This window comes from Mesotoga sp. Brook.08.105.5.1, from assembly GCF_002752635.1.
Lineage (GTDB): Bacteria > Thermotogota > Thermotogae > Petrotogales > Kosmotogaceae > Mesotoga.
Genome location: NZ_AYTW01000017.1, coordinates 101,968 through 114,142, shown reverse-complemented (window position 1 = coordinate 114,142; position 12,175 = coordinate 101,968). Strand labels below are relative to the sequence as shown.

Here is a 12,175-nt window from a genome sequence, read left to right as displayed (position 1 = left end):
CAAAAACAAATTAGAATAATTATAGTTTATAACCCCCCTATCCCCCTTAGATAGGAACCCCATATAGTCCGGATCATCAGATCCGGCTTTTTTTCAATATCGTGATTTTGGTTTATAATTGTTTTCATAACAAACCTTTGGAGGTGCTGTCGTGAAGCTGATCGATATTAGAAGTGATACAGTTACAGTTCCAGGAGAGGAAATGCGCCGGATGATGGCCAACGCCGAAGTAGGAGACGATGTTTACGGAGACGACCCGACAGTAAACAAGCTTGAAGAGATAGCAGCAAGTATTCTCAAAAAGGAGGCCTCTCTCTTTGTACCCTCCGGAACTTTTGGAAATCAGCTCTCAATTCTTACTCACACGCTCAGGGGTGATGAAGTAATAATCCCGGCCTCAAATCATATAATAGTTCACGAAGCAGGTGCTTCTGCGGTCATAGCGGGCGTTCAAATGAGAACCCTTGATTGTGACGATGGGATGCCCTCTGTGGAGAGAATAAGGAAAGCGATCAGATCAGAAGACCTTCATTATCCTAGAACCGGCCTCATTTGCCTTGAAAACGCGCACTCAAGCGGTATAACACTCCCTCTAAAGTATATGAGTGAAGTCTACGAATTGGCAAGAGCGAGAAATGTCCCCCTCCATCTAGACGGAGCGAGGATTTTCAACGCTGCAATCGCCTCAGGGGTTAGCCCGGCAGAAATCGCCGCAAATTCCGATTCGGTAATGTTCTGCCTATCGAAAGGACTTGGGGCGCCGATTGGTTCAATGCTAGCCGGGACCAAGGAGTTCATTGCCAAAGCAAGAAAGGGAAGAAAGATTATGGGAGGAGCGATGCGCCAGGTCGGAATCATCGCGGCAGCAGGAATATATGCTCTAGAAGGGATGACAGATCGTCTTTCAATCGACCATTGTAATGCGAAGTATCTCGCCGAAGGCCTTTCGAAGATCCCAAATGTGGATGTCTTCAATGAAAGGCTGGATATAAACATGGTCTTCTTCAGAATCACGAAGAAAGTCAGTTCACAACCTATAGTAGCAACACTGCTGGATAAAGGTATTAAGATAAATCCCCCAGAAGGTGGAGAGTGGCGCTTTGTGACGAATCTGAATGTCTCGCGCGATGATATCGACAGAGTCCTGACAGAATTCGAATCTGCTCTCAATACTGCCTTAGCAAACTAGGCAAATCCTCCAAACTTTCGATTCTGGGTGCGTAATCAAAATAAGACTTTGAGCGATCAATAAGTATACCCTTAATTCCAGCTCCGGCGGCTCCAAGCATGTCGACCTGTATGCTGTCGCCAACGAACAAAACCTCGTTCCGGGCAAGTTTCAACATTAGAAGAACCTCGTTGAAAATCACTTCTGAAGGCTTATATGATCTTGCCGTTTCGGAAGTCAATAGCACATGATGAGGGATTCTATTTCTCTCAACCACTTTTCTGACAAAGACGTCATCGGCATTCGTCAGAATTGCAACTTTATAGTCCTTGCAGATCCTCTTCAAGACCCTTGAATCGGGATAAACCGGCAGTTCTGAAAAAGAATCATACATGTAATTACAGTATGATTCCATATCTCCCGGCAACTTGTACTTGTCGATGAGATCCGCTATAAGGAGATAGTAGTAGTATCTCTCAGGTTGAAACGGCATCTTATGACAGTCATTGAAGTACCTTCTGTATAGACTGACAAAGTCTCTTTCTATCTCTTCCGATTGAACTTCAACGTCTTCTGCCATTTTCGAGCAAATTGGTCTGAAAAGCCTTCTATTACTTACAATAGTGCCGAACAGATCGAAAATGATCCCTCTAATCATACGCTCTCCATTGCTCTCTTCTGGATTTAGTCTATTCAATTCTGTATAATACTAATGCAATTCTATCATCTTCAAATACGGTTCTGCGAAGATGGCAGGCTTCATCCGAGCTACCGGAGGTGGCAGACATGTCTAGAGAAATGAGAATTATCTGGCTTCACAACCGCCTGTCAACCAACGACAAAGCCTCCATGAAAGAGTATACTCAGAAGTTCGGAATCTCAAGCCGGCAGGCATTAAGGGACTTCAGATACTTGAGAATAAACCTGGGAGCACCACTCAAGTACTCTAGAAAAAGAGGGAAATACTTCTACTCTGAGTCTTACCGCCTTCCTTCTCTCTTCGAAGACAGCATGAAATCACAGATGATAGCTGAGGATCGGGTGAGCTTCACTTTACTGAAAGCAGTCGAGCGGAAGAAAGCGGTGAGGCTAGTTCTTAGAGGGGGAAGTGAATTCTTATTCCATCCTGCTTGCTTTGACCAGAGGCACGAGGTATTCTACGGAATACACGAAGATGGACATCTATGTATCATAAGGACCGACACAGTTGAGACAGCAAGAGTCTCCAGCATACACTACGTTGAGGAGCCAATGCTGTGGAACAGAGTGGTTCCCCGCGAGGCTGAATTCAAAGAGGTTACCTTTGAACTTGACAGTAAGCTTCAAACTTATCGCTTCTTCCGATTTGGGGACCTGATAATGTTTATTGCTTCAAATGAAGCGATAAGGATCGTTGCACCGGATGATGTGATTGATAGGCTAAGAGTAGTTACCAATATTCTGGAAAAGGTATTGAGTGATTGATATGAGGATTATGTCATTTCGTCAATTTTGATTGCTGCAACTGCACTTTCAGGAGTCACAATAAATGCTTTTCTCCAAACACACGCTCTTCCTTCAACCCTCCAAGAAGCAAACTCACATGTTGTAGATACACCCTCGCAAGGACTGATAGAGATTGAAACAATTCGATTCGATTCCGTTTTATGACAGGATATTCAGTGGCAGAACCACCTAATGATTATTAGACCGCCCAGCGTGAAATCTAATGTTGCGGTAGTATTCATCGCAGGGAATTTCAAGTATTCTCAGGAAGAACTCTCCCTATTTAGATTGCTGGCACTTCAAAACCGAACATATGTTGCAGTCCTATTTGATATTCCAAACCAACCCCTCTTTGGTGGCCTTAGGGAGGATTGGTTATTGAGTTACTCATTCTCCTAATGCATTGAGACCGGTGACTACAGTTGGCCCGCTCTCTTACCTGTGGTTCAATCGACCATCATTTCCATGAGTCTCCTAGATAACTATGCGAGGGATAACGGAGACACTGTAGACGGCTTCATCTTGACAGGCGGGTCTAAACGGGGATGGACTTGCTGGCTCACCGCTGCCATGGATAAGAGAGTTACAGGAATCGTTCCCATCACGTTTGATAATCTGAATGTCGCTGCAAAATGGAACATCAGCTCGAGTTCTGGGGAAGCTTTAGTCCCTCAATAAGAGAATATGTTGAAAGTGGAATCCTAGATAATTTAGATGATCCGACAAAGAGAGATTTGCTTGAGTACATAGATCCCTTCACCTATCGTTCTGAACTCGATATCCCGAAACTTATTGTTATTGGAACTAACGATCCCTACTGGCCAATAGACGCTTCAAGGTTGTACAAAGACAAACTATCAGGCTATTCTTCCATGGTTTACGCTGCGAACGCAGGACATGAATACGAAGTCTTTACGGTAACCCAAGCAATCAGTTCGATGATCCATAATCTCAATGCGGGAGAGATTCTCCCTTCATTGAGCATTTCAGAAGAACGATCCGGGAGTTCCACAAAGTTCATCCCGACAGTCGAGAGAGGGGACTCAGAGCTGAAGGAACTAAGAATCTTCACATCTTCTTCTCCTGAAGGCGACTTCAAAAGATCAGAGTTTGACTTCAAGGTTATCGAAGATAACCAGGCAATTGAATTCTCGTTTGAACAACCGACAGTCTATTACGTTGAGGGTGTTTTCACTTTTGGTGGTAAGGGGCTTCTTATTTCAACGCCTGCGAGAGTATTGGGCAAATAACTTGACCAGTGCAGCCAAAAGAAGTATAATCGATTAGATAACCATCTAATCGTTAAGGGGGTTTTTGGTGAGCACCCTTTGCCCAAGTCGAGAAATCCACGTCGACAAAGAGAGATACAGAAAGTCTGCGGAAGAAGTCTCAGGTCTTTCGGAGCTTTTTAGGGTTGTTTCCGATGAGACCAGAACAAAGATCGTCTTCCTCCTTTCAAACGCCGACTTATGCACATGTGATCTTGCAGAAATTCTTGGATTAACATTACCAACAATCTCTCATCATCTCAAGCTACTTAGGTCATTCAGACTCGTAACGAGTAGAAGAGAAGGGAAATCAGTCCTATACTCTTTAGGCGACCATCACGTTATTGATCTGATAAAGATCGCAAAAGAGCACTTTGACGAATTGGTTGAGGTTGAGTCGGATGATGAAGTACAGAATTGAAGGTCTAGATTGCCCTAAATGCGCAGTCAAAATTGAAGACCGGCTTGAACGATCAGGGATTAATGCAAAGATTGATTTCTCTTCTGCAACTGTTGTTATATATGGTGAGAATAATCACTCACTGGACGAGCTGAATGAGATAATAAAGGAACAAGATCCAGAACTCTCACTGCTAGAACACTCCAAGATTGTGAGAGACTTTCCCGTTGTGGAACTGACAAGACTGATTGTTTCAACAGCTCTGCTTCTAATTGCGATCGCTTTGTCCACAATTCTTCACGGAGACAGAGAGTTTCTCGAATATGGTCTGTTTGTGATCGCTTATCTCGTCGCCGGTGGCAATACTTTCTTGAGGGCCCTGAAGAACCTTCTGAGGGGAGACTTTTTCGATGAGAATTTCCTGATGACTGTGGCGACCCTGGGTGCATTTCTGATTCACGAACTGCCAGAGGCAGTGGCAGTAATGATCTTCTACAGTCTTGGCGAGCTTCTGGAATCGCTGGCTTTGCGGAAGTCTAGGAGATCGGTGAAAGAACTCATTGATTTTCGAGCTGATGAAGTTGTTCAAATGGTAGATGGAGTGTTGAAGACAGTACCTGCAAGAGAGATTAGGCCCGGCGACAGATTCATTGTGAGAGTTGGTGACAGGATCCCTATCGATGGAGTAATAGACTCAGGAAGCACTTCACTCGACAAATCGCTTCTTACGGGAGAAAGCGATCCTGTTTTGGTCGGTGAAGGAGACGCTGTTATCGCAGGAACACTCAATAAGTCCGGTGTGATAGAAGTTGTAGCTTCAGCTACTCTTGAGAAGTCATATACAAGCAGAATGCTTGAATTGGTAGAAGAAGGAACTCTGAGAAAGTCGAGCAAGGAGCGTTTCATCACAAGATTCTCAAGAATCTATACTCCGTTTGTAATATTGATTGCAGCATCTGTCGCCATCTTCCCGCCTTTGCTTTTGGGAGGTACGATATCTGAGTGGCTTCACAGAGCGCTAATACTCCTTGTAATCTCATGTCCATGCGCTCTGGTAATATCCGTGCCATTAAGCTACTTCATAGGAATCGGAAAGGCTTCGAGAGAAGGAATACTCTTCAAAGGAAGCAACTATCTTGAGTCTCTAGGAAAAGTAGACTCGATCTTTTTTGACAAGACGGGGACACTTACTAAAGGAAAACCAGAAATCACTAGAATGGAAAAAGTTGGCCAATACAGTGAAAGAGAGTTGCTGGAATATGCAGCTCTTATTGAGAGCTATTCTACTCATCCTATTGCAGATCGTTTCGTTAGGTTGGTCTCTGAGATTCCCAGTTACAAGAGCGTTTCCAACTACTCAGAGATAGCTGGGAAGGGCGTCAAAGCCGAAGTCGACGGCAAGGAAATCAGTGTCGGCAACTATCGCCTCCTAGAGGATCTTGGAATCGAGTACAAGGGAGACAATGGATCCAACAAGCTGTTTATGGTAATAGATAGCAGCATTGAGGGAGTGTTTGAGTTGTCAGATGCTCTTAAGGACGATTCGTCAGAAGCCCTGGCTAGATTGAGAAAACTTGGGATCAAGGAGATAGTGATGCTTACCGGTGACCACTACGATGCCGCGGCCTCTGTGTCCACCAGCCTCGAGCTTGATGGTTTCGTTTTTGGAGCAACCCCCGAGGAAAAAATGAACATTGTGGAATCGGCTTTGAGAAGAGGGAAACATGCAGCTTTCGTTGGCGATGGCATAAACGACGCCCCGGTAATCGCTAGAGCTGACGTTGGGATCGCTATCGGAAATTCTGGAGCAGATGCAACGATAGAGACAGCAGACGTAGTTCTCTCAAGTGACTCCCTCACAAAAGTCGCGAGAGCGATAGAGCTTTCAAGACTGACAAATACCATAGCTATCCAAAACATCGTAATCTCTTTGGGAATAAAAATCCTTTTCATCTGCCTTGGCGCTCTGGGTCTCTTGAACATGTGGGGGGCTGTATTTGCAGATGTCGGAGTAACTCTTGTAGCTGTTATGAACTCTCTAAGACTACTTAGAGAATGAACGAGAAGAACCTTTTCTTTTCGCAATCCGATGTCTGCAGGAAGTCAAAGTTTCAGAACGAAGCAACAACTAGCCGCTAACTCATGATCACTCTGTATTTGTCTCTGGCAGCTTTTTCTATCGAAACCTTCGAGAAGAACTCAAGCGCAGTGATGTATGCATGTGAAAGCACAATCCCAAGATCTATCCAGTGACCCCCTCCAATCACGTTGCCTTTTGTCCAGATGTATAGATCGCCATTCTGAACGTTGAATCTCCAGGGTTGCCTATTCATCGAAGAAGGGGCAAGTCTGCATGATTCCAATATTTGAAGCAACCTCTCATCTTTGGGCAACGGTCCCTCGACAAGAGATTTCAACTCCTTCCTTCTCCCCATTCCGGTAAGGACATCGTTTAAAGTTACCTTCCCTGAATCTTCCTTACCAAGGATAATCCCAGCAGGAGAGCCTTCCTCTCTAATCCCGGCATTCCAGCAACTGCCTAATCCCATCTTGGTCACTTCCAGAACAATGATCTCTCCCTGGAATCCGTATTCCACAAGGCAGTTCGGCTTTTCGGGACACGGTGCAAATATAACACCCGATCCTTTGTTTAGATCTCTAAGGGTCCATTTCAGGTGCAAAGAATGAAGAGTAGGAAGCTCCCTGAAGAAGTTCATTAGCCTTTCCTTCTCCTCAGCAGACAGGTCGTAACTGAGGAACTTCCTCGTTGAATGCCTCATTCTTATTGTCTCAATAATCATGTGCACCTTCGCAAAAACTACTCACCCGAAATCTTCAACCCCTCTACTGCTATCGAGATCGGTCCATAGTAATCTCCGTCCAGTTCTGTCTCTTTCGACAGATAGATTGAATCAAGTTCTCTTAGATTACCGGTTACTGAACCTCCCGACACCGCGATTCTCTCCGAACCATCGAAATACCAGCCTAATCTGATCTCTCCTCCGAAATCACCCGTTGTTTCATCAACGTCAACTGCCGAAAAATTAGTAACCTCCAGATGATCAACTTTTCGCATCTCGTCAATGCTGAGACTGCCACGACCAACCGAGAAGTTCAGAACAGCACCTGTTGGTTCGATTCCCAGGTAGTGGGAATATTTGATGTCACCCCAGTAATCCTTCAAGATCCCATTTTCGATAACCGTCCTCTTCTCAATGAGAAAACCATCATTGTCAACAGGAAGGCTGAAGTATGAACCTTCAAGTTCCGGTACGACTTCAAGCGCTATCTTATCTCCCGATTCTCCTGACTGAACAGAGTCTCCAGGTTCAACTTCGGATATCCTGTCATACTTAAGACGTGCATTTGCCTGTTTCAAATAGTATCTCATTACCTCTTTCGCCGGCTCTCCCGTAAGTACTACCGGTATCCTGTCTAAAGTTGGCGTAGGAACAGCATTAGCCCTTTCACAGACCATCAGAAGTAGCCTGGAAATCCTTTCCCTTATACGTTCAACATCGGGAAGCGCAAGGAGAAACTGATCGTACAGCTCAACTTCCTCTCTGCCAGAAGAACTTACAATGCTTTCGATGTATGTTCTATATTTTGAAAAAGTCACATCGAGACCTTCAGAGTTGAGAATGTGGTACCCGTTTCTCGTCACAAAAATCTCAACAGAATTCAACCATGAATTGGACGGTTTTTCATTGTAAAAGATTGCTCCGATCGCATCTCTTGAAAGATCGTGAAGGTCATGTTCGGCTGTTTCGAATCTCCGTGAAAATCCCGGTGCCATTGGATACCAGGGATTCTTAACGAAACCTGCAGCAAAAAAGGCCTCCTGTATTGACTGGACGATTTCCTCAACCGTTGTTCCCGGGTTTACAGTAACCGTCGAGCTTCCCCTGTATTTCTTTTCGCCCTCTTCAAAATCACGGTAGACAGTTACTTCATACTTCTTTACCTTTTTCGCCCTTCCAAGATCTGCTTTGTTCCCTACAAAGAAATACTCTTCACTCTCAATGTTCTCTTCCCTTATTCTCCATGCATCTACTGAATTTGCTTCAAGGTTCTTTACAATCGTCTCTATCATTATCCCAACCTCGCTTTTGCCTTAATATATGGTCCGCCCGCAGAGACTTTAGCGAACTCCTTGTGACCTTTACCGCAGGCTCCCGTTCCTGAGAGCTTGAAATCTCCAGATACCATGGAAATCGACTTCAGCAATGAAGGTACATATCCTGTCATCATTACTGGAGATACTATGCGACCTGTAAACTGGCCTTTATTGATCTCGCGTCCGTAGGCTATGACACACTGAATCCCCCAGTTTTTGGGATCCTCCATTCCACTGTAATAGTCCTCAAGAAGAAAACCATAATCTATTGATTCGATCATATCTTTTAGATCATCTTTTCCCGGAGAGAAATATGTGTTCGTCATGCGTGCATATGCTTTTCTCTCAAACGATTCCCTCTTACCGTTGCCGGTCGGCTCAGTTCCAAGAACAGATGCAGAAATCAAATCTGAAATTCCCCTCTTGAGAATTCCCTTTTCTATTATCACCGTGTCCTTTGCCAGACTGCCTTCATCATCAAAAGCGTAAGATGAAACCTCTCTTACACCGGCCGCTCCGTCATGCATCGTAACTAACTCAGACGCAACCTGCTTTCCCAGATACTCGACGGCCTTTGCCCTCCCCTTCACAAACATGTCCATTTCGACTCCGTGTCCGAAAGCTTCGTGAGCAATCAGTCCCGCAACATCGGGCGAGCAAATTACATCGTACTCACCTGGATCTATTCTCTCGGCCGAGAGCAGAAGTCGAGCATTCTCGACGACTTTTCCGACGAACGCTTCCATCTCGTCTAGAACCTCCAGACCCTTCAGTCCCGAAAAACCTTTCATACTATACTTGGTCTTCTTGTTTCTTCTGGCAACGACGTGCAAATAACCTTGAGACCAGATGTAGGATTGTGAGAGCTCCTTCCTGGAAGAAATGAAGAGCTTACTCACTTGCACGTTTTCCATGAGGGCCATTACAGTTATTACTTCATTGGAGAGTTCGTGAGCCGTATCCTTAAAAGAAGAAAGTCTATCGATTATCTCTCCTGCCGAAAGAGAACCCGGAAGAATTCCAACTTCGTCATTGAAACAGAGTTTTGATTCCTCTTCTTCGAGCATCGATACTGCTGAAGCATCTAGACTTTTCTCATTCATACTTTTCCTGAACGCAGAAAGCTTTCTCTTGACATACTTGACAATTTCCTCAATTGATTGATTCCCCATTTGATTAAACGAGAATTCAAAGTAACCTCTTCCATCATGAATCCTGAGCACGAACCCTCTTTCGGACCATCTCGAATCGTTCACGCTAATCCCAGTTGTCATCACCTGGTACTGTTTACCCCTGACATCCGTGCCGAGAACTGAAACGTAAGGAAAGTCACGTTCCAGAGAACGCAAAAGTTTTTTCATCAAGTCCCGTTTATCGTTTAGATATCTTGAATCTTCTACCTTCATCTAGAACCTCCTAATGCAATGGTATTTTGTTCATCACTAAGCAAGCCTTCTCCGAAGAGTCGACACTAAGATTTCCAAGCACGTTTCTTATGACAAATTATACTATAATTTATCAAGGATTGAAATAATTGAATTCCGTTGTGAATATAATTAATCCATATCCACGCTATAATGAAATATTTTTTTGCGATTCTTATTTCTTCACTTCACATTAACAACAGAATGCTATTCTACACCCTGGAACAAACGTTTTTAGGAGGCAAAAAATGGTCAAGGTTGAGAAAATCACAAAGACTTTCGAAAGTCGAAGAAAAAAGGTCGTAGCAGTCGATTCGTTGAGCTTTTCCGCCGAGCCAAAGAGCATTTATGGCCTTCTAGGGCCAAATGGTGCCGGAAAGACTACAACCCTCAGAATTATCTCAACTCTTCTCAAGCCAGACAGAGGAAAGACAAGCGTAATGGGATTCGACTGCGTAGTTCAACCCACAGAAGTTCGTAAGAGAATCGGCTTCCTTACAAGCGATATGAAACTATCGGGAAACCTTACACCAAAGGAACTGCTTAAATTCTACGGCGAACTCAGTCATATGAGGGACACAGATATCTCTAGACGGACAAAGGAATTATCAGAATATCTGGATATGAATGACTTCCTTGACAAGAGAATCGGGAAGCTCTCTACAGGAATGAAGCAAAAGGCTGCTATCGCAGTGAGTCTTATTCATAATCCCGAAGTAATAATCTTTGATGAACCCACAAACGGTCTGGACATCCTTACGGCAAGAACAGTCACCGACTTTCTCAAAGACTACCGCGACCAGGGAAAGACGATAATAATCTCCACTCACATCATGTCTGTTGCCGAAAAGCTATGTAATAGAGTTGGAATTGTCTTCAAGGGCAGGCTAGTTGAAGACGACACTCTTGAAGGGCTTTATGAGAAGTTTGGCGAAGACAATCTTGAAGACGTGTTCTTTAAGATTGCCGACAGAGAAGGGGTGATTGAGATTGTTTAGGGATGCTCTAATTATCTTTCGAAAGGAACTCAAGAATATATTCAAGGACGCCCGAACTGTCTTCGCAGTTCTTATTTTGCCGATGTTGATCATGCCAGTGATCTTCCTCGTAATGAACACAGTTTCTTCATCCCAAGCCAAAACCTACGAAAAAACAGTCTACAAGCTGAAGATAGTTAATTTACCCGATGGGAGGTTCCTGAGTTTTCTTGACCAGATGATTTCATTTGAAATTGACGAAAATCTTAGCGAAGAATCGGTCAGAAACCAGGAAAACTCAATCATGGTAGAGTTTCCCGCAGATGCCGCGGAAAGAGTTCGTGGTGGAGAGAAGTTGGATGCGCGTCTCTTCTATAATTCGACTTCAAGAGGTTCTTCGTATGGGGCTCAAATAGTTCAGAATGCCCTATTGTCATATTCATCTCTACTTCTTTCGGAGAAGCTTCTCGAACATGGATTGACACTCGAAGATCTCAATCTAGTAAGTGTAGAGAAAAGAGATGTTGCGCCGGAAGAATCTCAGGGAACAGAGCTGCTGGCCACATTGATCCCGTACTTGCTGCTCATTTACATCTTCGCCGGATCCATGAATATAGGCCTCGACACAACTGCGGGCGAAAAAGAGAGGGGAAGCATGCCTGTCCTGCTTGTTAATCAGGTGTCGAGATCATCAATTGCTGCAGGGAAGATTCTGTATGTAATGACTATTGCGATCTTGAACAGCATATTCACCTTCATCGGCCTGATAATCGCTTTTAGAGTTGGAGGACCTGCATTTGGGGCTGGTGAGCTCAATTTCTCATCCCTGTCAGCCACAACTCTCTTTGGTCTCTTCATTACACTGGTGACAATGTCTGGGCTCGCAGCCGCCTTAATTGTTCTCCTTGGCTCCTTAGCAAGAAACATGAAAGAGGGAAGCGGTTATGTGATGCCCATATATATTATCGCAATAGTACTGGGAGTTGCAACTATGCAGATGGAGTCACCCGATAACCTCCTGCTTTACTTCATCCCGCTTGTAAACTCCATCTTCGTAATGAAGGATATTATTACTGCTAACTTTGTGATGACGAGATTTGTGCTAATGTTGTTGAGTAATCTGGCTTACATATCTCTGTTCATATACTTCTTGACAAAGGTCTTCAACAGCGAAAAGATAATGGATAGTTCAGGTTCTTGAGATGCCTTTGGTATGAAGTAGCCTGATTATTGTAAATGGAGGGCAAACGCCCTCCGTTTTAATTTCATCAATTGAGGGCTGTTGGTTTATCATTGAGTTAGAAACGAAAATGTTGGAATCTTATTTTAGGAGAAG

11 protein-coding genes are annotated in these 12,175 nt (G+C 44.1%); 7 read left to right on the top strand and 4 right to left on the bottom strand.

Annotated elements, in window-relative coordinates:
• Window positions 1-151 precede the first annotated feature (151 nt).
• Complete coding sequence (gene ltaE / locus V512_RS08070) at window positions 152-1,189, top strand: low-specificity L-threonine aldolase (protein ID WP_099829975.1); 1,038 nt, start codon at window positions 152-154, stop codon at window positions 1,187-1,189.
• Here ltaE and V512_RS08065 read toward each other — a convergent pair.
• Complete coding sequence (locus V512_RS08065; protein ID WP_099829974.1) at window positions 1,167-1,826, bottom strand: HAD family hydrolase; 660 nt, start codon at window positions 1,824-1,826, stop codon at window positions 1,167-1,169. The genes ltaE and V512_RS08065 overlap by 23 nt on opposite strands.
• A 128-nt stretch (window positions 1,827-1,954) precedes the next feature.
• Between V512_RS08065 and V512_RS08060 the strand changes: the two genes are divergently transcribed.
• The 4 genes from V512_RS08060 to V512_RS08040 all read left to right on the top strand — a co-directional run bounded on the left by V512_RS08060 (window position 1,955) and on the right by V512_RS08040 (window position 6,380).
• Window positions 1,955-2,632 carry a hypothetical protein gene (locus V512_RS08060; protein WP_099829973.1) on the top strand — a complete coding sequence of 226 codons (678 nt, stop codon included), beginning with the start codon at window positions 1,955-1,957 and terminating at the stop codon, window positions 2,630-2,632.
• A gap of 653 nt (window positions 2,633-3,285) precedes the next feature.
• Window positions 3,286-3,903, top strand: a complete 618-nt coding sequence (locus tag V512_RS08050) for a PhoPQ-activated protein PqaA family protein (protein ID WP_099829971.1) — start codon at window positions 3,286-3,288, stop codon at window positions 3,901-3,903.
• A 67-nt stretch (window positions 3,904-3,970) separates the two neighbouring features.
• Window positions 3,971-4,342 carry a metalloregulator ArsR/SmtB family transcription factor gene (locus V512_RS08045; protein ID WP_099829970.1) on the top strand — a complete coding sequence of 124 codons (372 nt, stop codon included), beginning with the start codon at window positions 3,971-3,973 and terminating at the stop codon, window positions 4,340-4,342.
• The gene (locus V512_RS08040; RefSeq protein ID WP_099829969.1) at window positions 4,323-6,380 is read left to right on the top strand and encodes a heavy metal translocating P-type ATPase; all 2,058 of its coding nucleotides are present in this window, start codon (window positions 4,323-4,325) and stop codon (window positions 6,378-6,380) included. The genes V512_RS08045 and V512_RS08040 overlap by 20 nt, the downstream gene beginning before the upstream one ends.
• A gap of 76 nt (window positions 6,381-6,456) precedes the next feature.
• On the opposite strand, the gene V512_RS08035 is transcribed toward V512_RS08040, so the two are convergent.
• The 3 genes from V512_RS08035 to V512_RS08025 are packed head-to-tail and all read right to left on the bottom strand — an operon-like array spanning window position 6,457 to window position 9,844.
• Entirely contained in the window at window positions 6,457-7,122 is a 666-nt protein-coding gene (locus V512_RS08035) for a nitroreductase family protein (protein ID WP_099829968.1), read from the bottom strand.
• A 17-nt stretch (window positions 7,123-7,139) separates the two neighbouring features.
• The gene (locus V512_RS08030) at window positions 7,140-8,414 is read right to left on the bottom strand and encodes a metallopeptidase TldD-related protein (RefSeq protein WP_099829967.1); all 1,275 of its coding nucleotides are present in this window, start codon (window positions 8,412-8,414) and stop codon (window positions 7,140-7,142) included.
• Window positions 8,414-9,844 (bottom strand): TldD/PmbA family protein, encoded by a 1,431-nt coding sequence (locus tag V512_RS08025; protein WP_099829966.1) that lies wholly within the window; start codon window positions 9,842-9,844, stop codon window positions 8,414-8,416. Before V512_RS08025 ends, V512_RS08030 begins: the two co-directional genes overlap by 1 nt.
• Before the next feature lie 266 nt (window positions 9,845-10,110).
• On the opposite strand from V512_RS08025, the gene V512_RS08020 reads away from it, so the two are divergent.
• A complete protein-coding gene (locus V512_RS08020; protein ID WP_099829965.1) occupies window positions 10,111-10,860 on the top strand; it encodes an ATP-binding cassette domain-containing protein in 750 nt (249 codons plus the stop codon).
• The gene (locus V512_RS08015) at window positions 10,847-12,040 is read left to right on the top strand and encodes an ABC transporter permease (RefSeq protein ID WP_243392324.1); all 1,194 of its coding nucleotides are present in this window, start codon (window positions 10,847-10,849) and stop codon (window positions 12,038-12,040) included. Before V512_RS08020 ends, V512_RS08015 begins: the two co-directional genes overlap by 14 nt.
• The last annotated feature ends 135 nt before the right edge of the window (window positions 12,041-12,175 follow it).

Bases quoted from the DNA above. Each gene is read 5' to 3' on its own strand.
- V512_RS08025 (WP_099829966.1), bottom strand. From the start codon at position 9,844: ATGAAGGTAGAAGATTCAAGATATCTAAACGATAAACGGGACTTGATG.
- V512_RS08020 (WP_099829965.1), top strand. From the start codon at position 10,111: ATGGTCAAGGTTGAGAAAATCACAAAGACTTTCGAAAGTCGAAGAAAA.
- V512_RS08050 (WP_099829971.1), top strand. From the start codon at position 3,286: ATGGAACATCAGCTCGAGTTCTGGGGAAGCTTTAGTCCCTCAATAAGA.
- V512_RS08060 (WP_099829973.1), top strand. From the start codon at position 1,955: ATGTCTAGAGAAATGAGAATTATCTGGCTTCACAACCGCCTGTCAACC.
- V512_RS08030 (WP_099829967.1), bottom strand. From the start codon at position 8,414: ATGATAGAGACGATTGTAAAGAACCTTGAAGCAAATTCAGTAGATGCA.
- V512_RS08065 (WP_099829974.1), bottom strand. From the start codon at position 1,826: ATGATTAGAGGGATCATTTTCGATCTGTTCGGCACTATTGTAAGTAAT.
- V512_RS08035 (WP_099829968.1), bottom strand. From the start codon at position 7,122: ATGATTATTGAGACAATAAGAATGAGGCATTCAACGAGGAAGTTCCTC.
- V512_RS08040 (WP_099829969.1), top strand. From the start codon at position 4,323: ATGATGAAGTACAGAATTGAAGGTCTAGATTGCCCTAAATGCGCAGTC.